We start from the raw sequence: 24,879 nt of genomic DNA on the forward strand, positions 1-24,879 counted from the left end.
TTTTTTGACTTAAGTGAAATTGTTTTTGAAGAGAAGCGAGGAAGAGAGTAAAAGAGGTACTGTTTTTCTAGTACCTCTCAGAGTGTCTTTAGTAAATAGTTAAATAGCCTAATGCAGGAATAGCGCCAAATAAGACAAGAGCTAACAGAATTTTTTCACTTAATAATAGGGGCTTTTTGTCCGTATATTGTTTTCGTGTGTATAAAAATATTAGGACACCGGGTGCATACAGCACGACTGAAAGTAATAAGTTAATAACACCTGATGCATAAAGTAGCCATAGACCGTATAGACTTGCAGGTATGGCTATTAATAATAAAGCACGGCTACTGCGTGCAATTGCCACTTTAAATAAAAATGCACCTACAAGAAAGTAAGGAACAAGGATCATCTCTGATGCAATGGTCAGTAATGTATTGTAGTTACTTCCCGTCAACCAAATTAAAACTAAAGAGAATTGGACTGCATAATTGGTAAACCATAATGAAGATGAAGGAGCATCATTTTTATTCTGTTTCCCTAATTGTTTAGGAAAAGAGCGATGCAGTGCGGCAATATATGGCACTTCTGCTGCCATAATTGTCCAACTTAAATAAGCGCCACATACAGAGAGAATAAGACCCGCAGCAATAATTATCTCACCTATATTACCAATAAGCTGAACAAGTAACGGCGCCATTGACGGGTTTTTCATTGCCGCCAATTCTGCTTGGCTCACTAAACCTTGTGATAATAAAGTGACAAGAATATAGATAACTAATGCAATGACAACGGCAAGCACTGTGGCTAGACCCACATCACGGCGATTTTTAGCTCTTGCAGAAACTACAACTGCACCTTCAATACCGATAAATACCCACAGTGTAATCAGCATGGTATTTTTGACTTGATCCCAAACAGGAACCCCCATATTTACACCTTTAAAATCAAGGGTAAATATATCCATATTGAATGCTAATAGGGCGACAATAACAAATAATCCTAAAGGAAGGAGTTTTGCCATTGTTGCCATTAAATTAATGCTGGCTGCCGTTTGAACACCTCGTAAAACAAGAAAATGAACAACCCAAAGTAAGATTGATTCTCCAATTAATGCCTGCCATGTATTTCCATCACCAAAAATAACGTTCTCTGGTGTATCTGTAAAAAAGCTAAAGGCAGCAAAAACGATAACAAGATAAGAAACATTAGCAACAACAGCACAGACCCAATAGCCCCATGCTGAACAAAAACCAATGAACTCACCAAATCCTTCTTTTGCATAGGTAAAAATGCCGCCATCAAGATCAGGTCGAAGGCGAGAGAGAAGTAATAAGGATGTAGCAAGAAAGAGGATACCAATACCTGTTATCACCCAGCCAATAATCAATGCAGCAGGACTGGCTACTTCGGCCATATTTTGAGGCAAACTGAATACACCTGCACCAACCATTGAGCTTAATACTAATGCGGTGAGTGATATTAAGCCAAGTTTCTTATTCAAGGGATAATTACCTACATGATTAAAATTGTAAATAAACAGCGTATTTTCTTGTTTTTTGGTTGGTAAATAGAATAAATATAAATATCTCAAATTTAAATAAAGTTAAAACCACTAAAAAACAGCGAGATTTTACGGAGAGTTGACTTGGTTGTCTATGCATTAAATCATAAAAATTATTCACTTTTATAAAATAATGATTAATTGATTAAATTTTGCATAAAAAAAACCTTGCCAGAGCAAGGTTTTTTTCAGTAAGCGATTTTTTATTACTTGAACAGGTCCGCAGTAATAGTGACTGTGCCACCATCACTTTGCCATTCATTTGTAATATGGTAATACTTAGCACCTTTGGCTGCAGCACGTTTGGCTACTTGATAAGAAATTTCAGGTGAGTTTACAAAGTATCCACTAAATGTAATGGTATCAAATGGCTCCATTAATGCAGCTGCTGCTTTGTTGACTTCTTGAATTTCAGTACCATTTGGTAAAGTGACAGTGTAACGGCCACTAGCACCTGAGCTTTGTGTTTCAGCAAAAGCACCTACACTTCTATCGAAATCAGTGTTTGAAGCAAGACCTGGTTTTTCAACTTTATTGGCAGCGGCTCCGCCTTCTGCAATAAGAGCACGACCTGCATCAGAGTCATAAGGAACGACAGCTTCTGGTGCTTGAATTGCACGTTTAGGTGCATCTTTTTTGTAGATATAAGCTGTAACTTCTTGATTACCACCATCATTCGTTGATACGTTACGAACAATAAAGAATGATGCGGCACCTTTTTTAGCGGCTGCTTTTGCGATTGCATCGTTAATATCAGGAGTTGTAGGGAAGTAACCACGGATAGAAACTGTATCAAATGGCTGTAGCAGAATTGCTTCAGGTTTTGGTAGTTCTTTCACGCCATGAAAAACGCGATAGCTTTCTTGATCTGCTTTGGGTGCATCTTTATGGTATAGATCAGCAGTAACACTCATGTTGCCACTATCACTAATATCATCTAGACCTTGAATATAGAAACTATCAGCACCGACTTTATCCGCACGACGTGAGACCGCATCAGCGGCTTCATAAATAGCGTTAAAACGACCGATAACTGTAATTCTTTCAAATGGTTTTAGTTCTGCAGCTTGTTCGGGTGTTAATTCCTGAGCAGCCTGCGCAACAGTGATATTAGTTAAAGACAACATCGCTGCTGCGATGACTGAGGTTTTCAGCTTCATACAAAATCCTTCCGCCTTGCGCAATTAATATTGGTCATGTGCTGAACGTCGTGGTTTATCACATAGGGATTAATTATTACATGTAATAATAGCATTTGTCGCATTATTTTATTTAGCGAATCACCACAGAGTCAAATGACCAGTATATGTTACCAGATATTTACCTGAATATAGTGAATAATTCATAAATATGCCTTTTCGACTAAAATGATCCAATTAAGTTCAATTTTAGCTTTACACAGATATAGATTATTGGTTTTATTTTCAGTAGGTTATTAGAACTCCGATTAATGACATGTATATTATTATTTTTAACATTTTTTTTGCATGAATGTGAAGTTAGCGGAGAAATTTTAACAGATCTCTATGGATAAGAAGGGAAAATTATGCGAATTGGTATACCCAAAGAGCGACTTTCTAATGAAACAAGAGTTGCAGCTACACCAGCTACAGTGACTCAACTCATAAAATTAGGATTTACAGTCGCAGTTGAAAATGGTGCTGGCATTGCCTCAAGTTTTGAAGATAAAGCTTATCAGGAAGCTGGTGCTGAGATCCTCGCTCTTCAAAATGTTTGGGAATCAGACATTATTTTGAAGGTAAATGCACCTCTGGATAACGAAATTGCGTTGCTACAAGAGGGCGCAACACTAGTCAGTTTTATTTGGCCAGCTCAAAATGCGGCATTGCTCGAAAAGTTATCTGAAAAGAATATTAACGTTATGGCAATGGATAGTGTGCCACGTATTTCTCGTGCACAATCTCTTGATGCGTTAAGTTCCATGGCAAATATTGCGGGTTACCGTGCTGTTGTAGAAGCTGCCCATGAATTCGGACGATTCTTTACTGGACAAATTACTGCTGCAGGTAAAGTACCACCAGCTAAAGTGATGGTTATTGGTGCCGGTGTTGCAGGTCTTGCTGCGATTGGTGCAGCTGGAAGTCTGGGGGCAATTGTTCGTGCATTCGATACTCGCCCTGAAGTGAAAGAGCAAGTTCAAAGCATGGGAGCTGAATTCCTTGAGCTTGATTTTAAAGAAGAAGCTGGCAGTGGCGATGGCTATGCTAAGGTAATGTCAAAAGCATTTATTGATGCTGAAATGGCATTATTTGCAGAACAAGCAAAAGATGTTGATATCATCATTACGACGGCATTAATTCCAGGGAAACCAGCACCTCGTTTAATTACGAAAGCGATGGTTGATTCAATGAAACCGGGAAGTGTTGTCGTTGACCTTGCTGCCCAAAATGGCGGTAACTGTGAATATACCGTGCCTAATGAAGTCTTTACGACAGAACATGGCGTAAAAATCATTGGCTACACTGATTTAGCCGCTCGTTTACCGGCACAGTCATCTCAACTTTATGGTACTAACTTAGTTAATCTATTGAAATTATTGTGTAAAGAAAAAGACGGTAATATCAATATTGATTTTGATGATGTTGTTGTTCGTGGTGTGACGGTCATCCGTGCAGGTGAGGTAACATGGCCCGCGCCACCAATTCAAGTTTCAGCCCAACCTAAAGCTGCTCCCGCTGTAAAACCACAAGAAAAGCCCGTTGCTAAACCGGTTTCACCTTGGAAGAAATACAGTTTATTAGCGATAGCTTTCTTATTGTTTGCATGGCTTGCAAATGTTGCACCGAAAGAGTTTTTATCTCACTTTACGGTATTCGCACTTTCTTGTGTGGTAGGTTATTACGTTGTTTGGAATGTCAGTCATTCATTGCACACACCACTCATGTCAGTAACAAACGCAATTTCAGGCATTATCGTCGTCGGGGCTTTACTCCAAATAGGCAGTGGTGGCTGGGTTAGCTTGTTTTCATTTATCGCAATATTGATTGCGAGTATTAATATTTTTGGTGGATTTACTGTTACTCAACGTATGTTGAAAATGTTCCGTAAAGGATAAGGGAGACTATTATGTCCAGCGGAGTTGTTACAGCGGCATATATTGTCGCCGCGATATTATTTATTTTCAGCCTTGCCGGCTTATCAAAGCATGAAACTTCTAAACAAGGTAACTACTTTGGTATTGCAGGGATGGCAATTGCATTGTTCGCAACTATTTTTGGACCTTATGCGGGTAATGTGGGTTGGATCATTATTGCAATGGTAATCGGTGCCGTTATTGGTATTCGTTTAGCTAAAAAAGTCGAAATGACTCAAATGCCAGAATTGGTCGCAATCTTACACAGTTTTGTCGGTTTAGCCGCAGTTTTAGTGGGTTTTAACAGCTATCTTGACCACAATACAGCAATGGAACCTGTTATGGTGAATATTCACCTAACAGAAGTCTTTTTAGGGATCTTCATTGGTGCTGTTACATTTACTGGGTCAATTGTTGCTTATGGTAAATTAAGCGGAAAAATGTCCTCTAAACCGATGATGTTGCCTAATCGTCATAAGTTAAACCTTGCTGCTTTGATTGTTTCTTTTTTATTGATGGTTTGGTTTGTTAAAACGGACAGTGTTGGCTTACAAGTTTTCTTAATCATCATAATGACTGTAATTGCCTTGGCATTTGGTTGGCATTTAGTTGCATCAATTGGTGGTGCTGATATGCCAGTTGTTGTTTCGATGCTGAACTCTTACTCTGGATGGGCAGCAGCAGCAGCAGGTTTTATGTTGAGCAATGACTTGTTAATTGTAACAGGTGCATTAGTGGGTTCTTCAGGTGCTATCCTTTCTTATATTATGTGTAAGGCGATGAATCGTTCTTTTATTAGCGTAATAGCCGGCGGATTTGGTACTGATGGCTCAGCTTCAACAGAAGAAGGTGAAATGGGTGAGTACCGCGAAACAACTGCTGAAGAAGTGGCTGATATGCTGAAAAACTCAACCTCAGTTATCATCACTCCAGGTTATGGGTTGGCGGTTGCTCAAGCACAATATCCTGTACATGATATTACTGAAAAATTACGTCAGCGAGGTGTAAAAGTACGTTTTGGTATTCACCCAGTAGCAGGGCGTTTACCGGGCCATATGAATGTGTTGTTAGCCGAAGCGAAAGTACCTTATGACGTTGTATTAGAAATGGATGAAATCAATGATGATTTCTCTGACACTGATACGGTCTTGGTGATTGGTGCTAACGATACCGTCAATCCAGCAGCACAAGATGATCCAAATAGCCCAATTGCAGGTATGCCAGTATTAGAAGTGTGGAAAGCACAGAATGTTATTGTGTTTAAACGCTCAATGAATACAGGTTATGCAGGGGTTCAAAATCCACTGTTCTTTAAAGAGAATACACAGATGTTGTTTGGCGATGCTAAAGCCAGTGTGGATGCAATTTTAAAAGCGCTGTAATAGATACAGGTAGTGAATAGCAAAAGCCAGTCAAAACTTTGACTGGCTTTTTAATATACAGAGCAATACGTTTAATCGTGATCACTATCAACAGTAATAGGGCAGGTAAAACCATCGGGTTTAATTGCCAATAAATCACATTTGATATGGTCGATAAGTTGTTCGGCTGTATTTCCTAAGAATGCGGCGGATAGACCCGTTCTTCCTAAAATACCGAGAACGACAATACCCGCATTTAACTCTTCACAAACTTGAGGGATCACTTGCTCTGGTAATCCTTCTTTAACATGTGTTTTCTCTTCTGGGATACAGAATTTCTGGCGTAATTCTTTCATCGCAATAAGATGCTGACCACGAAGTGCATTGTTATAAAGGTTTGGATCAAAATCAGGTAACTCAATCGCAATATTAATCGGCGCAACAGGATAGGCGCTAAGTAAATGGACATCAGGATCTTTTTGTATGCGATGAGATAAATCGGTTGTTAGCTCAATCAGTTTTAGATTAAGCGCATCATGATAAGATTCTTCATTTGATAAATTTGCGGCGACAACGATAGTACCGTATTCGGGCCACTCTTTATCTTTGACCATCCAAACAGGGCAAGGGCATTTTCTAAGTAGTTGCCAGTCAAGAGGGGTAAAAATAAGTGAGCCTAATTTATCATGTTGGTGAGCCATTTTAATTAGCAAGTCATGTTGATGTGCAACAACTTCTTCAATAATGGCTTCATAAGGGCGATTATGCCAAATGACTTTTATATCAATCTCTATGCCAGCTTCAAGGTAATAGCGTGCTTGTTGTTTGATCCAAGCCGCCTTTTGGCTGATAACACCTTTACGCATTGCATTACGTTCATCGGGAGATAAAAGGGTTGTCATGTCATAAGAGAGATCATAAACAGGTAGAAAAGCTTTTATCCGCCCACCATTACGCTGAACGATATAGACAGCACGGCGAAGTGCTGGTTGGTCATCTTGGTTAGGATCAATGACAACGAGAAGGTTTTGATATTTTTCCATTGTAATATCCTCTTTAGGGCTGGATTTATCCATCTACAATTTAAAGATAACCCAAGAAGATAAAATGCAATAGCACAAAATAGAAAACGGGACACAAATTTGTGTGCCCCGTTATAAAATTAGCGTGTGAAATGTAACAGATTAAACTTCAACTGATGAAGGAAGTTTGCCTGCAAGTTCACTTAACAGTGTACTATCTTCGATAGTAATGTATTTGCCTTTAACGCTTAACATGCCACTTTTCTGGAAGCGACCAAGTAAACGACTAATTGTTTCAACGGTTAAACCTAAGTAATTACCGATATCACCACGAGTCATGGTCAAACGGAATTCACGAGGAGAAAAACCACGCTGTGCGAAACGACGAGAAAGGTTATAAATAAAAGCAGCCAAACGTTCTTCTGCATTCTTTTTCGATAGCAGTAAGATCATCTCTTGGTCACCTTTGATTTCACCACTCATTAGGCGCATCATTTGTTGACGTAAGTTAGGCATTTTGCCTGACAGGTCATCCAACGTTTCGAATGGAATTTCACAAACCATAGAGGTTTCTAAAGCTTGTGCGAAACTTGGGTGTTCAGTATTAATAATGGCGTCAAAACCAACCAAATCACCAGCAAGATGAAATCCTGTTATTTGCTCGTCGCCTTCTTCCGTAATGGTATAACTTTTAATTGTACCGGAACGTATGGCATAAAGTGATTTCAGCTCATCACCTGCTTTAAACAAGGTTTGACCTTTTTGGATGGGCTTTTTACGCTCGATAATATTATCGAGTTGATCAAGCTCATGCTCGTTTAAAGTAAACGGGATGCAGAGCTGGCTAATACTGCAATCCTGACAATGGATTGCACAACCGCCAGATTGGATTCGGCGAACGACGCGTTTTTCTGGGATCATAAGCTTGCTCATTACAAATAAAAATATTGATATGCGTCAATTTTAACACATATTGAAGTAATTAGTAAGGGGAATAACGGTACGTGTGGAAATAATTCTGAATGTAACAAAACATGTATCTTGATAAAAACAATGTTTTGCTTAAAGGTCTATTTAGAACAATTTGCGCTAACCCTATACTCACTTGGTATATTATTCGATTTTCTGATGAAGTCATAGTGCTATTACTAAATTATCCGTGTCAAAAGCCAAAAATGAAGAGGCGCTTCAAGATTTTCTATCTTTATATTGACATTTTATTTACGGCTTTATCTTATATTTGTGTTTTTTTATGCATAACTCTTTATTTTTATAACAAAAAATCATGAAAAACCAACTTAATGTATTTTTGATACAACTTAATGCTACCTTGAGTTAGCTTTTCTTTATAAAAAAGGGGAGATCTGCAAAGAAGTGCGGAATATTGAAACATTCTATTACCTCTTTAGTGGTATTGATGTGCATCAATGAGGGTTTACCACTATATCCTATCATTTTTACTGATGAGAGTTGTTATGTGAGAATGATAAATCAATGAAAAAAATAGAAAAAAATCAGAATAACAAAGGGATGATGTCGTTAAGCCGTCGCCACTTTGTTCAAGCAAGTGCTGCATTAGTGACAGTGCCATTTTTCGCACGAAATGCACAAGCGAATGCAGATGAAAGTTTGCCAATTGCAAAAATGAATGGAGAACACTCAACGGTTGTTACAACATGCAGCACTTTTGACTGTGGTGGGAAGTGTGATATACGAGCCCATATTAAAGAAGGGATTGTTACTCAGATCACAACAAGACCTGATAATGAATTAGATGAAGCGATGCCTATTATGAGAGCGTGCGTACGTGGCAGAGGTTATCGTAAATTTTCTTATCACGCTGACAGGTTAAAATACCCGATGAAACGCGTGGGCAAACGCGGTGAAGGTAAATTTGAGCGTATTTCATGGGATGAAGCTACAACACTTATTGCAGATAATATTTTACGTTTAACTGAAAAATATGGTGCGGCAAGTCGTTTTTTAACTGTCAATACCGCTGTAACGGGAGGGATCTTCTCTGGTGATACCATGATGAAGAAACTTTTCAATTTAACGGGGGGCTACTTACCTTATTATCATTCTGTTAGTTTAGGGAATACGGTCAAAGTGACCCCTTATACTTACGGCATATCCAAAACAGGCAGTTCACTCGATACACTTGAAGATACACCACTAGTGATTTTATGGGGTCATAACCCTAATGAAACTATTTTTGGTCATACAAACCATTATTTTCAGAAAATGAAAAATAAGGGTACTAAGTTTATTGTGGTCGATCCTCGCTATTCAGATACGGCGCAGTCGCTTGCCGATCAATGGATACCTCTTTTACCAACAACAGATAATGCTTTAATGGATGCAATGATGTATGTCATTGTTACTGAAAACCTTCATGACAAACCTTTTATTGATAAGTATGTCATTGGTTTTGATGAAGAGCATATGCCTGAAGGTGTTCCTGCTAATGAGTCCTTAGTGGCTTATTTAACAGGTCAAAAAGATGGAATAGAAAAAACGCCAGAATGGGCAGAAAAAATCACTCGAGTCCCTGCAAATACTATTCGCCAACTCGCTCGCGAATATGCCATGACAAAACCAGCTGCTCTCATTCAAGGTTGGGGACCTCAACGTCATATTTGTGGTGAGCGTAGTGCTCGAGGTTCGACATTATTAGCCGCAATCACCGGAAATGTAGGTAAAAAAGGGGCATGGGCTGCTGGTTATGGCGGTATTGGTAATCGTCAATCTATGCGTGGTCCGAATATTGGGAAGAACCCAATTAAAGCCCAGATATCCATCATGAACTGGATGCAAGCGGTTGATGATGCAAGTCAAGTCCGTGTTGAAGATGGTCTTTTAGGTGTTGATAAACTCGATACCAATATCAAAATGATCTTTTCTTTAGCGGGTAACTATTTAGTTAACCAAAACCCAGATGTCAATGCGGCAGCTAAATTATTAGCTGATGATTCAAAAGTTGAATTTATTGTTGCTAGTGATTTATATCTCTCTCCATCTGCAAAATATGCTGATCTTGTTTTACCTGAAACCAGTTTTTTAGAGCGTTGGAACATTGGTAATACATGGGGAACGGGTAACTATTTCCTGCTATCTGAAAAAGTTATTGAACCCGCTTTTGAGCGTCGTTCTGATTATGAGTGGATAACAGACGTAGCAGAAAAAATGGGCGTAAAAGAGGCATTTACTGAAGGTCGAAGTGAAAAAGAGTGGATAGCCCATCTTGTTGATACCAATAAAGCGCGTTTCCAAGATAGACCTGACTTCCCTAATTTTGAAGCGCTACTCAAAACACGTCGTTATCTTTTCAAAGATGAACCTTTTATTGCCTTTGAAGAAAACATCAATGATTTTGAGAATAATCCATTTCCAACACCCTCAGGAAAAATTGAGATTTTCTCTAAACGTCTTTATGACATGAATGATCCGGATATTCCGGCATTATCTCATTATGTTCCAGCGATTGAAGGCCCTGAAGATAAGTTAACAGCAACGTATCCATTACAAATGCTAACGTGGAAAGGGAAAAACCGCGCAAACTCAACGCAATATGCGAATCCTTGGTTACAAGAAGTGCAACGTCAAGAAGTGTGGATAAACCCAATTGATGCTGAAAATAGAGGGATCAAAAATGGTGATATGGTGCGTGTCTATAACGACAGAGGAATAACCCAAATCCCTGCATTAGTAACACAACGCATTATTCCAGGTGTGGTTGGATTGCAAGCTGGTGCATGGTGGATGCCTGATGAAAATGGCATTGATCATGGCGGATGCCCTAATGTTTTAACATCAACACGAATGACACCATTAGCACATGGTAACTCGCATTTAACCGTCTTAGTTGAGGTAACCAAAGCATGAGCGACTTTAAAGAATATGCGCCAGTGAGTGATGAACAGCTCGGTTTCTTTATTGATTCCTCTCGTTGCTCGGGTTGTAAAGCTTGCCAAGTGGCATGCAAAGATAAAAATAATTTAGAAGTAGGACGCCGTTTTCGCCGTATTTATGAAGTCAAAGGTGGCGGTTTTGCACCAACAGGACAAGGTGGTCTGGTTAATAATGTTTTTGCTTATACATTGACGATTTCTTGTAATCACTGTACCGATCCTGTTTGTGTGAAAAACTGCCCGACTACTGCCATGCATAAGCGTGAAGGTGATGGCATTGTCCGTGTCGATACCTCTAAATGTGTAGGTTGTGGTTACTGCGCTTGGTCATGTCCTTATGGTGCACCACAAATGAATGAAGAAACCGGGCAGATGTCAAAATGCGATTTTTGTATCGACCTGTTAGCAGAAGGCAAAAACCCAATTTGTGTTGATACCTGTCCACTCAATGCGATTAAGTTTGGCAAGATTAAAGAGTTAAGGGCGAAATACGGGCATTTAAACCAAGTTCAAGGATTACCCGATTTTACGCTGACAAACCCGAATTTAGTGATCAAACCTCATACAGGGGCGACGAAAAAGGGAGGAGTTCAAGCATGAGTGAATGGCCATTAGTTACCTTTACTTTATTCGTCCAAAGTTCTGTGGGTGTGACTATTTTCACCGCCCTTTATTTTTGCTGGCTAGAAACGGAAATTGGTCATCAAAGAGCAACCGTTGCTATGCGTCCTGTGTTATTAACGGGGGCTATTTTAGGTTGCTTAGGATTATTAGCCTCAACTTTACACATGGGATATCCATGGAATGCTTTTCATGCATTACGCCATATATCTTCATCATGGCTAAGTCGTGAAATCATATTTGCTGCAGTTTATCTTGGTGCGTTGTGTCTATATACCTTAATTGTTTTGATAAAAGGGCATATGAATAAAACCATACTGGCAATTATTGGTTTGCTTGGCATCATCGATATATTCTGTATGGCATCACTGTATTACAACACATCAATGCTGACCTGGCAGCACGCAAATACCTATTTTATGTTTATAGGTGCACTCTTTACAGCGGGGGTTGTTATTGCATTATCAATAACCGCATTTCGTGTTAAAGCATTTGTGAATGATGCGTTAGCAAAAAGGATTGTAATAAGTGCATTAGTGGTTGTTTTCCTTGCTGTAACATTACGTATGGTTATACAGCCTTTCTATTTGGAGTGGATGTCAGAAGTCATTTCAACAAATGATGCAATAACGTTCCCTCATACGCCTATCATTGCGTATAATGAAACATTCGGATTAAGAATATCTGCATGGCTTATGTCAGTTTTTGGTATTTTAATGATGGGGTACAGCGTATGGAAATATCGCCATGCTGTATTTACTTCAGGATTGCGTATGGTGTTAGCAAGTAGCGCAATAATACTGATTGCAGAGATCCTCAATCGTTTTGCATTCTTTATTGTTAAGTAGTGGAGTAGTGATGTATGAGGCGTTTTATTAAGGTGGATCTTCCGCCTGAACCAATTATTAATGATAAATGTGTGAGAAAACGCCTCAAACAAAGCCTATGTGATAGTTGCTCCAAAGTGTGTCCTGTGGGCGCTATCACTTTTGCTCATTTAGATGTAAAAATAGATAATGAACTCTGTTTTCAATGTGGTAATTGTCTATTTACCTGTCCCGTTGACGCGATAGAAAATATTGCCCCTCACGAAAGAACACACCAAGATAATTACCTAGTTGTTAATCACGATGAACCGTTAGCAAGTACAGAAGAATTATTAGTGTGGCACCGGCAATATCAAATTAGAGGAATGAAGATAGCACAGCCTTTAGTGGATAAATGGCTTCCTGTTTTAGCAAACTTAAATCTTCGATTAAAAATATTACAAGAGCCTATTTGGCAATTAATAATCACTGAACCTACTGATATTGATAGTGGGCGCCGTTTTATGCTTTTTCGTCAAAAACTAGATGAAAAACCACTCAATAAAGATCAAGTAAGAACAGGATTAAATGCAAGAAAACAACTTTATCCTGAAGACAGTTGGTTCCACATTCAGTTAGATAAAGACAGTTGTATTCTTTGTTCTGCCTGCGCCAAAGTATGTGATGAAGGTGCGATTGAACTTGAAAATAATATATTCACGATTGATGAAAAACGTTGTACGGGGTGTATGAGTTGTGAGGTGGTTTGTTTTCCTAAATCCATTCATGTTAATGAAAAAGTGGCTAAAAATAATGAGCCAACACACTACCATTATTATGATGCCCACTGTGAAAAATGCCGTTTAGCCTTTTTATCGTGGACTCCAGAAGCAAAATTGTGCCCGATTTGCATACAACATCAGAAGCAAGGTTGGTTATAATCTCTCTTAAATACACTTAAGTTATTTATTGCTAAATAAGGTAATATTCTTATTGTAATTCGCAATAGGATATTGATTTTACTTATTTTTTATTAAATTGCGAAAGTGATCAAATAGAATGGGAGCCTATGATGAAAACAACTGTTTTACCTGCGGATATGTTAGAAATTGCCATTACAGAGCCAGGTGGTATAGATAAATTACAACCCCAACTATCACCGATACCGTCACTTCCTCCACATTATCTTTTGATCAAAGTTGCAGCTTCCGGTGTTAACCGCCCTGATGTTTTCCAACGTCAAGGTAGTTATCCGCCACCAGCAGATGCTTCTCCTATTCCTGGCCTTGAAGTTGCTGGAGAGGTTGTCGCATTAGGTGAAGGCTGCACAAAATGGCAGTTAGGAGATAGAGTCTGTGCTTTAGTTGCTGGTGGTGGTTATGCTCAATATTGTATTGCACATGAAGACATTGCATTACCGTCAATGAATTTAACAGATATTGAAGCAGCGGCATTGCCTGAAAATTTCTTTACTGTCTGGGCTAATTTATTTCAGTTAGGGAAGCTAAAACAAGGTGAATCTGTTCTGATCCATGGTGGAACATCGGGAATTGGATCAACTGCCATCATGCTTGCCCACACAATAGGTGCAACCGTTTATACTACGGTCGGCTCTGAAGAAAAAGCAGTCGTAGCACGCGATCTTGGCGCTGATTATGTCATCAATTACAAACAAATCGATTTTGCTAAAGAAATTCCTATTTTAACTGAAGGGAAAGGTGTTGATGTTATTCTTGATATTATTGGTGGGGATTACATAGAAAAAAATTATCAAGTTGCCAGTAAGTTTGGGCGCGTTATACAAGTAGGTATGATGAAAGGAATGCCTAAAAATTTAAATATGATGCCAATGATGATTAAGCGTTTAATTCATACTGGTTCAACAATGCGCTCTCGTTCAATAGAAGAGAAGGCACAAATAGCACAAGAATTGAAACAGCAAGTGTGGCCACTCATTGCTGAAGGAAAAATCAAACCAATCATTAATGCTATTTTTCCATTAAAAGACGTAGGGAAAGCACATGAGTTAATGGAGTCTGGTGATTTAATTGGTAAAGTGATGCTTGAAACTTTGTCTTATAACGGAAAAGAGTAAAAAAAAGAGTGCTTAAAACTTATTTGATATAAGAGAAAGCACTTATTTTACTTTCTAAAAAGCGAATATTCCGAAAAACACATGTCCATATTTCATGTGTTTTTTTATATATTGAAGAAAAAATGAATAACATTTAAATAAATAAATTCTTATTTCAGATAAGCAATTTAATATCTGTTCTTTTTAATAGACATTAATCAATACAACTATTCATTGATTCTGATTAAGATAGGTTTAAATGTTGACCTTAGCAAAAATAATATCACATTTACAGAAATATAACTTAAATCAAAATTGATAATAATTTAAAGAAACTAACAAATAAAGCTAAATCATTTATCATTAAAGTGTCATTTACCTAAATCAAATTAGAAAAATATTAACTGATATCAATAAAATAAAGAAGATTCTTACTCATCATGTGGTATATCATTTGAATAAGGATTAATTATTGACGATTAATAAACACAATTCTCATTAAAACAGATAATAAAAATTTATATATAGGTGCGATGATGGCAAATTACAAACAAACCTGTCTGAGTGCTACAGAGCGTGTATACCATACCCGAACCATTGATACTCTTATATGTTATCATCGAGAGATGGCAAAAATACTAATGAATAGTGAGTATTCTTTTTCTAAAGCAAATAAAGTGAAAAGAAATAATAGTGAGAGTTTAGAAGCCAAATTAAAAAGTAACACTATTGAAAAAAAAGCAGTAGATAATGCTTATGAAAGTATTTTAGAAACTTTAAAACAGCAAAACAGTTATCATCAATCTGATATTGAACCCTATTTCGCACATCATCATTCGCAAGTGATGCAATTGGCGAAATTCGGTTATCTTTCTGCATTAGCATACAATTCAGATAATGTTTTTAATAATCATTCCCCCTTACTAAAAGAACAAGAAAAAAAAATTACAGGCGATCTCTGTAAATTAATCGGTTTCTCATCAGAAGATGCATTTGGTCATATCACAACAAGTCATACTCTTGCTTGTTATGAAATATTATGGGCGATCAGAAATTTAAAAACATTACCAATGGCAATTGCTCGCCATCCAAAATCACGAGATTTAGTTGCAGATAAAAAAGCCTTTGAGTTATTCAATATGTCTGTCACAGATATTTTAGCAATAAGTGAACAGCTTAATGAGCGTGGGATTTTTGATGATGTTAGTCATTTAACATGCCGAGGAACGGGCATGACAAAAACAATGCATTTAGGAAAATTACTTGTTCCCGTTTCCCGCTTTGAATTTTGGAAAAAAGCAATGGATATACTTGGGTTGGGGTATGACAACCTTATTGCATTGCCTATCGATGAAACATTTAAAACAGATACTGAAAAAACACGTAGTATTGTTTTTCGTCTGATTGAACAAGGTGAGCCTATTCTTGGTGTTATAGGAATATTAGGCGCACCGTCTTATGGTTGTGTTGATAAGTTAAAACCACTTTTTGAACTAAGAAAAGAGTGTGAGGAAAAATACAACAATTCCTTTTATATCCATATTGATGCATCACAATTTGGTTATATGAAAAGCTTATTTCTTGATGATAATTATGACCTCATCCCTTATCAGATTTTATGTAAGAAATTAAAGAAAGAAGCACCATTACTCGAATTGACACCAGAAATATATGAAAGTATCACACAACTTTCTCTCGCTGATTCAGTCTCTTTTGAACCGTTTCAAGCTGGATTTTCTCCTTATCCTACAGGTGTAGTATGTATTAAAGATGCGCGTATTAGTCGTTTTTTAACAAATCCCCCTAGATTATGTCCAGAGCAAGCTGATGATGTTCCTGAAATTGATGGTATACAATCCGCACCAGCAGTAGCGTCGATGTGGAGTGTGCATCAACTCTATCCTTTTACTTCATCTGGATATGGTAAATATGCACAAATTCAATGGGAAACGCGTATCAAACTTGAACTATTCTTTAATCAAGCAAGTGCTTTCGAAAAAGAAGGTGAGTACTATTATATTCGTGTTTTATCAGCATCTGATTTTAATAAATTAAATTTTGCGATTGTAAAGAAAGGAAACACGGACTTAGAAACGCAAAATGATCTGAATAAAAAAATCTATGAAAACTTGGTGATAAAAAGTCATCATAAACAAGATTTAAGTTTATTAACGCTTTGTGCCCGCAATAGTGATGATGCACCCGCGCAGTTTTGTTTTGAGTGCGGTTTTGATAGTAATGAGTGGGAAACTATCAAACACTTAAATTTGTTGCAACTGACTATAAAAAGTACTGAAATTTGTGATAAACAACAAATTAAGAATGGATATCAATATATTAAGAAAGTGGTTTTATCTGCATTAGACAAGTAGCGATATCTCATTTTTGTTATATTTCCTACAATTAAAATAATTTTTGTTAAAAAGCGAAGTAGTGGGTTATTACTCATTATCTTCGCTTTTTTAATTGGGCTAAAGGTGACGCTGTCACTTAAAGTATTCTAAACATGCTTTATTGTTTAGGGTGAATTTCAAGTTAAAAGTGCCTATTTTTTATCCTTCTTTATTAATTATCTTCTTTTTTCTTCACTGATAGCACATAAAAGCAAACTAGAGAATGATAATCATTCATAATTAATCCTCTTATTTGAAAATAATAATCATAGATAAATCATGTTGTTAATAAGGTGAACGATTTAGATATACATTTAGATATATCTAAAACTTGATCATTTAGATATATCGGATTATATTGTGCTATATAAATTCGATATATCTAAAACAATGAGGGAATATTTATGATGATTCGAGCATTAAACTCACTTTATCAACAGCGTGCTGAAAATGGCGAACATGGTAGTCATGGACATGGTCACGGAAAAGGGCGTTGTAGTGGTAAAGGTAAACATAACCGACACCAAGAAAATCATGGTGAGCATTGCTGTCATGGTGAACACGATCATGGACGCGAAAGTCATGGTGAGCATTGCTGCCATGGTGAACACGGTCATGGACACGAAAGTCATGGTGAGCATTGCTGCCATGGTGAACACGGTCATGGACATGAAAGTCGTGGCGAATGCTGTCACGGTGAACATGGTTCTGATGGGCATGGAAAACAACGTGGTCGTGGATGTGGTGGTAGAGGTAAAGGTCAAGGTCGTCAATTAAAACGTATGTTTGATCATGGTGATTTACGGGTTTTGCTACTTAGTATGATCTCGAAAAAACCAAGTCATGGTTATGAAATTATTAGAGAAATAGATGAGGCTTCTTCAGGATTATATGTACCTAGCCCTGGTGTTATTTATCCAACGCTAACACTGCTTGAAGAGCAAGATCTATTAGTTGCTACGATTGCAGAAAAAGGTCGTAAAAACTATAGCATTACCTCTGAAGGCATTGCATTTTTAGCAGAACATAAAGATATAGACGCCAATATCCAACGAAAACTAGCTTATGCGAGAGATTTATCTCAAAACGCAGGGGGAGTTTCTGAGGAAATTGAATCTGCTGTTGGTAAATTAAAAGCCGTTTTACGCCATAAATTAGTATTAAAAGAGCTCTCTGTGGAAAGAGCAGGACGTATTGCTTCTATTCTTAATGAAGCAGTTGAGAAAATTGAAGCTATCAATGAGGCATTGATCTCAGAGGAAAGGGAAGATGAATAAAACAGATACTCAGCGACAAAACTCAAGAAGAAATAATGAAATAGATAAAGATGAATTAGAGAACAATCCAGCAGTAAAAGAACAAATTTGCCCTAAAATGCCTGTTTCTTACTTTCGTAGAGCGTTACGTAAACCTGGCAGAATATGATAATGATGGACGGGGGTTATAATGGCATAACCTCTGTCAGTTCTTCTCTTTTCTATTTCCCCACCGCATTAACTTATCCTTACAGCAAGCTTTCTAACTTATAGAAACTCACAACACGGTTATAAAATTATTCTTTTCAGCTCATAACTATCATTTGCTTAGTTTATATCTTTCTTAATGAATAGCGGTAATTTCCTTTTATCTCTCCTTTTTTGATGGTCATTTGTGTCGTTTTTCTTAGGTTACTGTACGAACCTCAAAAAAATCACAAATGATTGTGGAAATGTTCCACATTAGCGATTATTTTATTTAGGTTAGTGAATCCATTATAAAATTTGAAAACTTAAACCAGAGATATGCTTGAAACAACAATAAATTAAATATCGAATCAAAATAATAAACGTTTGTAAGTACTTAAACGAGAATAAGTGCCTTAGTTCAAACGTAGCCTTACTTATAATGCTGGAAGTGAATCAGCAATAAATAGTGGCAAGGCAATAACGATATCGGTTTATTTATTGTTAAGAATAGAAATAATGACGCGAATAACTGATTGATATTTATAGAGATATCATCAAATAAAAATAACAATACGCTCACCAGATAGAACAATCGAACAACTAAATTGATTGTTATGTATTTGCCGTACCTGTTAAACCAACATTTGCAAATTTAGGAATATTCGAATGAAAGTAAAAGCATTATCTGCTGTGATAAGTTTCATACTCGCTACGCCATTATGTGCAAACGCACAAACCGATATAAGTGCGATTGAAGCAAGGTTAAATGCACTTGAACAACGTGCAACCGCCGCTGAAGCTAGAGCGGCTGCAGCAGAACAAAAAGCGGCTCGCCTTGAGCAATTAATTAATTCCAACAAGCTCTCTCAAGAAAAAAAAGCAACGGATCATGCTACAACCGTCAACATGGAACAACGCGTTGCTATATTAGAAAAGCAATCTGATGAGGCTCAAGCAAAAGTAAGCATTGCACAAACTCAACTTAATGAAATTCAACAAAAACAAGTCGCTCAGCTTGCAAGTACGAAAAATAAAGAAGGTACAGGGTTTTTCTCTACCAATACAGATTGGGGTGATCTCAAATTATATGGTGACGTTGAATATAATATCGATGCTGCTAGTAAAAAAGGGCAATTAACATCGATGAGAATGATGCCCGGCAATCAAAAAGACTTTGATGATAATGAAAAATGGTCACTTAATGGGCGTATTTTAATTGGTGTGGATGGTGAACGAGAATTAAAAAACGGTAACTATGCCGGTTTTCGTGTTCAGCCCATGGCTGATATGACAGGTAAAATGAATTTAGATGATGCTGTTTTTTACTTTGGTCAACGTGATAAATGGCAATATAAAATTGGCCGTTATGAAGCTTATGACATGTTCCCTCTAAACCAAGATACATTTGTTGAGTATTCAGGTAATACAGCAAATGATTTATATGGTGATGGTTTTGGCTATATTTATATGATGAAAGAAGGGCGAGGTCGTAGTAGCGATGGCGGTAGTATGATGGTTAACACACACTATAACGACTGGTATTTTGAGTTAAATGCTTTAGTTGAAGATGGCACTTCTGTTTTTAAAGACAATGAATATCATGGACGTAAACTCGATAATCGCAAAAATGTTATTTATATGCGCCCTGTTATTGCATGGCAGAAAGACAATTTAACTATTGCTGGAGCAATAGATGCGAACGTGGTAAGCAAAGCCTATGGCTATGATGATGAAAATGGAAAGTTCCAAGATCAATCGCGACGTACTGGTTATGGCTTAACTGTAAAATGGGATACTTTAGATGATGATCCTATTAACGGTATTGTTGCAAATTTAAGTGCTGCTTATCTCGATGCTAAAGATGAAAACGATTTTTCTATTGGTAGTAATGTGTTATGGCGTAAATTTCAACTTGGTTATATTTATGCTCATAATGATATTAAAGCTTACTATCAAAGAAACGAAAACAGCAGTGTTCAAAATGACACTTATTTAACGCTCAATCCAGGTAAGTATAATATCAACACTGTATTTGCTTCTTATGAACTGCCTAATATTTTAGATATGGATAATTTTAAAACCTATTTAGGTGCTTACTATTCACGTATAGATGGTAAAGACGATATTAATGTACATAGCAGTGATAAAGATCGTTACGGTGCCCGTATCCGCTTTAAGTATCTATTTTAACTTTATTTTTAGAATTTTTTGTTAGATATTGGTTCTTATATAAAGACTTCAAGATACAGAATATTGCTGATTAATTGAGGTCTTTATATTTTTATTTAGTTTGCTTAGTTATCGGAATATCAGAGACCCGATAAGAGAAAAGCCTTAACCAACTTTTCAACTGACCACTCTTTAATATCTGAAACTTGCCCATCACCAATTTCAACTAAACGTAATTCGCCAACTGCATTTTTGACGACATCAATGGAATAAAAGGGGGTGTTTATATGCTGCGCTACGCTTTTTACGAACTCAGGAACTTCATCATCCGCAGAGAATATTTTCTTATTTAAAACAAAATATCTACGCTCACTATCATTAATAAACGACTCAACATAGCGAAGACTTACACCACCTTCGATATGTCCTCTAAACTGAGCAATAAGTTTTAGTATTTCTTTAATTTCATCCGCATTTTTAGCAATGGAACCTCTTGTCGTTGTTAAAGATTTTACATAGTCTTTTACAAAATAAGCAGGCCATTGAAGTCGGCTAGTTAAACTTTCAAAGTCAGTATCTATGGTTGAGATAACTGTTTTTGGTGTGAACTCTTTACAATTTTCATACCAACCCGTTATATGATGGTTATTGATATAGTCTTCAGGCGTTTCAAGCATTTGACCACCATGCGTATTAACAGCGTGGTATAGTTGTTGATATTCGTCTTTATTTAGCATCCATCCACGCCAAATAACAGGAGAGTCTGATTTAAAAGGATGTAAAAACGTATATTTCCCTAATGCCATATCTTCTGATGAGAGTAACACACAATGAATATTTAGCATCTGAGCGCAACGATATTCTTGTGCAAACGCTTCATCCGGTTTTCCTGTTTTTGAATAGTCATCAGGGTAAATTATTTGCATAAGTAATTCCTTTTAATTAAATAGGCTTGATGAAGAGATATCCTAAGGCTTTATTTAACGATTTACCCCTGTTTTTCTCTTAATTACCTGTTCTCTTTTCTAAGTTGTGAGATCTCTCGATTTTTTGATTTTTTTCGACTAGGTAACTGATTTTACTGGTGCCATTGTTTTATTTCCTGCCATAATCGATTTTATGTTTACAGACGCTTAACTAGCGTATTAGGTGCAGATGATATTTATCAGGAAATAATTCAATGCCTTTCGATATACAAAACAGTCATTCAAATAGCGACAAGACCTATCAGAAAAATAGAATAAAACCACTATTAATAGGTTTAACCTTAATTCCTTCATTTGTATTTGCAAATGATCTTTCTCAATTACCACAAAAAGAGCGCGTCGCTTACTTTACGCAAGCTCAGCAAGCAGGGATCACTGGTGTTGCAATTAAAACCAAGCCTGTGCTAGCCAGACCAGCCAAAGAAGGTGAGATCATCACAACTATTATTAAAGGTGAAGGGGTTGAAACTGTTTCAGAACCTGCAAAAGCAGGTGATTGGGTAGTACAAAATATTTGCCCAGAAACAGGTAATGAGGAGATTTTGGTAAGAAAATCTAAATTTGTTCAACGCTATAGTGCCACAGAGAAAAGTGAAATTAATTTAGCATCTTATCCTCGTGGTTATCAGCCTTTTACTCCAAAGGGTATCGAAATGAATTACTTTATTGTGCCTGAGTCTACACTTCCATTTACAATGAAAGCGCCTTGGGGAGAATTACAACGTTTTCAATCGGGCGATGCTGTTGTTCAATCCACAACAGATAGCCAAGATATTTATCGTATTCAAAAGGCCGCATTTGAATGTACTTATACTATTCTTAAACCTGCCAAATTAGCCAAATAATATTGAATTCATCTATGAGAGAATGAATGTTACTTTTATAATTCATGCTGTTATAAGTATTTCGTTACTGAAGCTAAGGATATTAAATAAAGTGTAGGCTAATAGAAAGTCGGTACAATTTAGTTGTTGTGTGTGTATTTGCTTTAATCGCTACATTTCGTTAACCTACCTCTATCAATTTCTTCAACTCATTAGGTAAAACCTATTGAACTGATAGCAGGAATGTATTAGCTATTCTCAAGTGGAATAGGTACATTAGTTCCCATACCAAACAGGAGGAAATACAATGTCTTTAATTAATACCCCAATCAAACCATTCAAAAACATGGCATTTAAAGACGGTCAATTCGTAGAAGTGACTGAAAAGGACGTCGAAGGCAAATGGAGCGTTTTCTTCTTTTACCCTGCAGACTTCACTTTTGTGTGCCCAACAGAATTAGGTGACTTAGCTGACCATTATGCTGAGTTCCAAAAAATGGGCGTAGAAATCTATTCAGTTTCTACTGACACACATTTTACCCATAAAGCATGGCACAGTAGCTCAGAAACTATCGGTAAAATTAAATATGGCATGATTGGCGACCCAACTGGCGCATTAACTCGTAACTTCGAAAATATGCGTGAGAACGAAGGCCTTGCAGACCGTGGTACTTTCGTTGTTGACCCACAAGGTATCATCCAAGCAATCGAAATCACTGCTGAAGGTATCGGTCGTGATGCATCAGATCTGTTACGTAAAGTTAAAGCGGCTCAATATGTAGCTAGCCATCCAGGTGAAGTTTGCCCAGCAAAATGGAAAGAAGGTGATGCAACTTTAGCTCCATCACTGGATTTAGTTGGCAAAATCTAAATAAGAATTAAGCCACTAAAAAGTTATTTATCGGGTGTTTCGGCACCCGATTTTATTGAGGGTGCAAAAATGTTAGATAATAATTTAAAAGCTCAATTGAAAGCTTATTTAGAACGATTAACCCAGCCAGTTGAGTTAGTAGCAACATTAGACGACAGCAAACATTCTGCTGATATCCAAGCGTTATTAAAAGAAATCGAACCATTATCCGATAAAGTCACTTATCGTGAAGATAATAACGCGGATGTACGTAAACCATCTTTTCTTATTACCAACCCAGGGAAAGAAACCGGTGTTCGTTTTGCAGGTTCGCCATTAGGTCATGAATTTACTTCATTAGTTTTAGCATTACTGCAAACGGGTGGGCATCCTTCAAAAGAAGCACAAGAATTACTTGAACAAATTCGTCAGTTAGACGGTGAGTTTCATTTCGAAACCTATTATTCGCTCTCTTGTCATAACTGCCCTGATGTTGTTCAGGCATTAAACTTAATGGCGATTTTAAATCCGAAAATCACACATACTGCGATTGACGGAGGCATGTTCCAAAATGAAATTCAGGAACGTAATATCATGGGCGTTCCTGCTGTATTCTTAAATGGTAACGAGTTTGGTCAGGGGCGTATGACCTTAGCTGAAATCGTTAACAAAGTAGACAGCAATGCAGAAAAACGTACTGCAGAATTATTAAACCAAAAAAATGCATTTGATGTATTAATTGTGGGAAGTGGTCCCGCAGGTGCATCAGCGGCTGTTTATTCAGCTCGTAAAGGTTTAAATACGGGTCTTATTGGTGAACGTTTTGGTGGTCAAGTTCTTGATACAGTTGATATTGAAAACTACATCTCTGTACCAAAAACAGAAGGCGCAAAACTTGCAGGTGCATTAAAAGCTCACGTTGATGATTACCAAGTGGATGTGATTGATAGCCAAACGGTTAGTCGCTTAATTCCAGGAGCATCAGAAGGAGAGTTGCACCAAATTGAAACCGCATCAGGTGCAATTTTAAAAACGCGCAGTTTAATTATTGCAACAGGTGCTCGCTGGAGAAATATGAATGTTCCTGGCGAAAATGAATACCGCACTCGTGGTGTCACTTATTGCCCACACTGTGATGGTCCATTATTTAAAGGAAAAAGAGTTGCTGTTATTGGTGGTGGTAACTCAGGTGTTGAAGCTGCAATTGACTTAGCAGGCTTAGTGGAACACGTAACAGTATTAGAATTCGCTCCAGAAATGAGAGCTGATGCGGTATTACAGAAAAAATTACGTAGCTTAAGCAATGTAGACGTTATCTTAAATGCACAAACTACAGAAGTATATGGTGATGGCACTAAGTTAACCGGCTTAAAATATAAAGATCGCACTAATGATTCTATGCATGATATTGCATTAGCCGGTATTTTCGTTCAAATCGGTTTATTACCTAATACACAGTGGTTAGAAGGTACTGTTGAACGTAATAATATGGGCGAAATTGTTGTTGATGCCCGTGGCGAAACGAATATCAAAGGTGTGTTTGCTGCAGGTGACTGTACAACCGTGCCTTATAAACAAATCATCATTGCCGCCGGTGAAGGTGCGAAAGCCTCATTAAGCGCCTTTGATTACTTAATTCGCACGAGTGCAAAATAAGCAAATCAAAGATAATCAATAAGTTATAGAGAAAGGCATCTTTTTTAAGATGCCTTTTTTTTGTACATAAAACCATCAAAAAGGGCTGAAAAGTGCCCCTAAGTGTTCAAGTGTGGACAATATG

19 protein-coding genes are annotated in these 24,879 nt (G+C 37.3%); 14 read left to right on the plus strand and 5 right to left on the minus strand.

From position 1 onward, the window contains the following. Positions 1–88: 88 nt before the first annotated feature. Together DK865_RS09205 and ydgH are read right to left on the minus strand one after the other, a co-directional pair. Positions 89–1,483: a basic amino acid/polyamine antiporter gene (locus DK865_RS09205; RefSeq protein WP_109391729.1), complete on the minus strand. Its 1,395-nt coding sequence runs from the start codon at positions 1,481–1,483 to the stop codon at positions 89–91. Between the two features lie 266 nt (positions 1,484–1,749). After that, complete coding sequence (gene ydgH, locus DK865_RS09210; protein WP_023582112.1) at positions 1,750–2,703, minus strand: DUF1471 family protein YdgH; 954 nt, start codon at positions 2,701–2,703, stop codon at positions 1,750–1,752. Positions 2,704–3,089: 386 nt separating this feature from the next. On the opposite strand from ydgH, the gene pntA reads away from it, so the two are divergent. Both pntA and pntB read left to right on the plus strand, forming a co-directional pair. Further along, positions 3,090–4,619, plus strand: a complete 1,530-nt coding sequence (gene pntA, locus DK865_RS09215) for a Re/Si-specific NAD(P)(+) transhydrogenase subunit alpha (protein ID WP_109391730.1) — start codon at positions 3,090–3,092, stop codon at positions 4,617–4,619. A gap of 11 nt (positions 4,620–4,630) precedes the next feature. Continuing rightward, positions 4,631–6,019, plus strand: a complete 1,389-nt coding sequence (gene pntB / locus DK865_RS09220; protein ID WP_023582114.1) for a Re/Si-specific NAD(P)(+) transhydrogenase subunit beta — start codon at positions 4,631–4,633, stop codon at positions 6,017–6,019. Positions 6,020–6,090: 71 nt separating this feature from the next. Here the strand turns inward: pntB and uspE are convergent, their stop codons facing one another. Together uspE and DK865_RS09230 are read right to left on the minus strand one after the other, a co-directional pair. Continuing rightward, entirely contained in the window at positions 6,091–7,041 is a 951-nt protein-coding gene (uspE, locus tag DK865_RS09225; RefSeq protein ID WP_036912992.1) for a universal stress protein UspE, read from the minus strand. 141 nt (positions 7,042–7,182) lie between these two features. Continuing rightward, complete coding sequence (locus tag DK865_RS09230; protein WP_036912995.1) at positions 7,183–7,941, minus strand: FNR family transcription factor; 759 nt, start codon at positions 7,939–7,941, stop codon at positions 7,183–7,185. A gap of 573 nt (positions 7,942–8,514) precedes the next feature. Here DK865_RS09230 and DK865_RS09235 point away from each other — a divergent pair. The 9 genes from DK865_RS09235 to DK865_RS09270 all read left to right on the plus strand — a co-directional run bounded on the left by DK865_RS09235 (position 8,515) and on the right by DK865_RS09270 (position 20,460). Then, positions 8,515–10,905 carry a DMSO/selenate family reductase complex A subunit gene (locus DK865_RS09235; protein ID WP_023582117.1) on the plus strand — a complete coding sequence of 797 codons (2,391 nt, stop codon included), beginning with the start codon at positions 8,515–8,517 and terminating at the stop codon, positions 10,903–10,905. Further along, positions 10,902–11,531 (plus strand): DMSO/selenate family reductase complex B subunit, encoded by a 630-nt coding sequence (locus DK865_RS09240; protein ID WP_023582118.1) that lies wholly within the window; start codon positions 10,902–10,904, stop codon positions 11,529–11,531. The genes DK865_RS09235 and DK865_RS09240 overlap by 4 nt, the downstream gene beginning before the upstream one ends. After that, entirely contained in the window at positions 11,528–12,400 is an 873-nt protein-coding gene (locus tag DK865_RS09245; protein WP_109391731.1) for a dimethyl sulfoxide reductase anchor subunit family protein, read from the plus strand. The genes DK865_RS09240 and DK865_RS09245 overlap by 4 nt, the downstream gene beginning before the upstream one ends. A 14-nt stretch (positions 12,401–12,414) precedes the next feature. Continuing rightward, positions 12,415–13,299 carry a DUF362 domain-containing protein gene (locus DK865_RS09250; protein WP_109391732.1) on the plus strand — a complete coding sequence of 295 codons (885 nt, stop codon included), beginning with the start codon at positions 12,415–12,417 and terminating at the stop codon, positions 13,297–13,299. A 128-nt stretch (positions 13,300–13,427) separates the two neighbouring features. Beyond that, positions 13,428–14,453, plus strand: a complete 1,026-nt coding sequence (locus DK865_RS09255) for an NAD(P)H-quinone oxidoreductase (protein WP_109391733.1) — start codon at positions 13,428–13,430, stop codon at positions 14,451–14,453. A gap of 515 nt (positions 14,454–14,968) precedes the next feature. Continuing rightward, positions 14,969–16,804 carry a tyrosine decarboxylase gene (locus tag DK865_RS09260; protein ID WP_109391734.1) on the plus strand — a complete coding sequence of 612 codons (1,836 nt, stop codon included), beginning with the start codon at positions 14,969–14,971 and terminating at the stop codon, positions 16,802–16,804. Positions 16,805–17,229: 425 nt separating this feature from the next. After that, entirely contained in the window at positions 17,230–18,102 is an 873-nt protein-coding gene (locus tag DK865_RS09265) for a PadR family transcriptional regulator (RefSeq protein WP_109391735.1), read from the plus strand. After that, positions 18,095–18,250, plus strand: coding sequence for a hypothetical protein (locus DK865_RS18740; protein WP_023582124.1), 156 nt, complete (start codon positions 18,095–18,097; stop codon positions 18,248–18,250). Before DK865_RS09265 ends, DK865_RS18740 begins: the two co-directional genes overlap by 8 nt. A 686-nt stretch (positions 18,251–18,936) precedes the next feature. Continuing rightward, positions 18,937–20,460 (plus strand): carbohydrate porin, encoded by a 1,524-nt coding sequence (locus tag DK865_RS09270; protein WP_109391736.1) that lies wholly within the window; start codon positions 18,937–18,939, stop codon positions 20,458–20,460. 119 nt (positions 20,461–20,579) lie between these two features. Here the strand turns inward: DK865_RS09270 and DK865_RS09275 are convergent, their stop codons facing one another. Further along, positions 20,580–21,365 (minus strand): ATP-grasp domain-containing protein, encoded by a 786-nt coding sequence (locus DK865_RS09275; protein ID WP_109391737.1) that lies wholly within the window; start codon positions 21,363–21,365, stop codon positions 20,580–20,582. Between the two features lie 254 nt (positions 21,366–21,619). On the opposite strand from DK865_RS09275, the gene DK865_RS09280 reads away from it, so the two are divergent. The 3 genes from DK865_RS09280 to ahpF all read left to right on the plus strand — a co-directional run bounded on the left by DK865_RS09280 (position 21,620) and on the right by ahpF (position 24,755). Next, positions 21,620–22,270 (plus strand): hypothetical protein, encoded by a 651-nt coding sequence (locus DK865_RS09280; protein ID WP_228407747.1) that lies wholly within the window; start codon positions 21,620–21,622, stop codon positions 22,268–22,270. Between the two features lie 286 nt (positions 22,271–22,556). After that, complete coding sequence (gene ahpC / locus DK865_RS09285) at positions 22,557–23,120, plus strand: alkyl hydroperoxide reductase subunit C (RefSeq protein ID WP_006536680.1); 564 nt, start codon at positions 22,557–22,559, stop codon at positions 23,118–23,120. A 69-nt stretch (positions 23,121–23,189) separates the two neighbouring features. Then, on the plus strand, positions 23,190–24,755 hold the full coding sequence (gene ahpF / locus DK865_RS09290) for an alkyl hydroperoxide reductase subunit F (RefSeq protein ID WP_109391738.1): 1,566 nt from the start codon (positions 23,190–23,192) through the stop codon (positions 24,753–24,755). Positions 24,756–24,879: the final 124 nt, after the last annotated feature.

The organism is Proteus cibi (assembly GCF_003144405.1).
In the GTDB taxonomy this organism is placed as follows: domain Bacteria; phylum Pseudomonadota; class Gammaproteobacteria; order Enterobacterales; family Enterobacteriaceae; genus Proteus; species Proteus cibi.

What these genes read in the sequence shown, in the direction of transcription:
- ydgH (WP_023582112.1), bottom strand. Translation starts at nt 2,703, where the DNA reads ATGAAGCTGAAAACCTCAGTCATCGCAGCAGCGATGTTGTCTTTAACT.
- pntA (WP_109391730.1), top strand. Translation starts at nt 3,090, where the DNA reads ATGCGAATTGGTATACCCAAAGAGCGACTTTCTAATGAAACAAGAGTT.
- pntB (WP_023582114.1), top strand. Translation starts at nt 4,631, where the DNA reads ATGTCCAGCGGAGTTGTTACAGCGGCATATATTGTCGCCGCGATATTA.
- uspE (WP_036912992.1), bottom strand. Translation starts at nt 7,041, where the DNA reads ATGGAAAAATATCAAAACCTTCTCGTTGTCATTGATCCTAACCAAGAT.
- DK865_RS09230 (WP_036912995.1), bottom strand. Translation starts at nt 7,941, where the DNA reads ATGATCCCAGAAAAACGCGTCGTTCGCCGAATCCAATCTGGCGGTTGT.
- DK865_RS09235 (WP_023582117.1), top strand. Translation starts at nt 8,515, where the DNA reads ATGAAAAAAATAGAAAAAAATCAGAATAACAAAGGGATGATGTCGTTA.
- DK865_RS09240 (WP_023582118.1), top strand. Translation starts at nt 10,902, where the DNA reads ATGAGCGACTTTAAAGAATATGCGCCAGTGAGTGATGAACAGCTCGGT.
- DK865_RS09245 (WP_109391731.1), top strand. Translation starts at nt 11,528, where the DNA reads ATGAGTGAATGGCCATTAGTTACCTTTACTTTATTCGTCCAAAGTTCT.
- DK865_RS09250 (WP_109391732.1), top strand. Translation starts at nt 12,415, where the DNA reads ATGAGGCGTTTTATTAAGGTGGATCTTCCGCCTGAACCAATTATTAAT.
- DK865_RS09255 (WP_109391733.1), top strand. Translation starts at nt 13,428, where the DNA reads ATGATGAAAACAACTGTTTTACCTGCGGATATGTTAGAAATTGCCATT.
- DK865_RS09260 (WP_109391734.1), top strand. Translation starts at nt 14,969, where the DNA reads ATGGCAAATTACAAACAAACCTGTCTGAGTGCTACAGAGCGTGTATAC.
- DK865_RS09265 (WP_109391735.1), top strand. Translation starts at nt 17,230, where the DNA reads ATGATGATTCGAGCATTAAACTCACTTTATCAACAGCGTGCTGAAAAT.
- DK865_RS18740 (WP_023582124.1), top strand. Translation starts at nt 18,095, where the DNA reads ATGAATAAAACAGATACTCAGCGACAAAACTCAAGAAGAAATAATGAA.
- DK865_RS09270 (WP_109391736.1), top strand. Translation starts at nt 18,937, where the DNA reads ATGAAAGTAAAAGCATTATCTGCTGTGATAAGTTTCATACTCGCTACG.
- DK865_RS09275 (WP_109391737.1), bottom strand. Translation starts at nt 21,365, where the DNA reads ATGCAAATAATTTACCCTGATGACTATTCAAAAACAGGAAAACCGGAT.
- DK865_RS09280 (WP_228407747.1), top strand. Translation starts at nt 21,620, where the DNA reads ATGCCTTTCGATATACAAAACAGTCATTCAAATAGCGACAAGACCTAT.
- ahpC (WP_006536680.1), top strand. Translation starts at nt 22,557, where the DNA reads ATGTCTTTAATTAATACCCCAATCAAACCATTCAAAAACATGGCATTT.
- ahpF (WP_109391738.1), top strand. Translation starts at nt 23,190, where the DNA reads ATGTTAGATAATAATTTAAAAGCTCAATTGAAAGCTTATTTAGAACGA.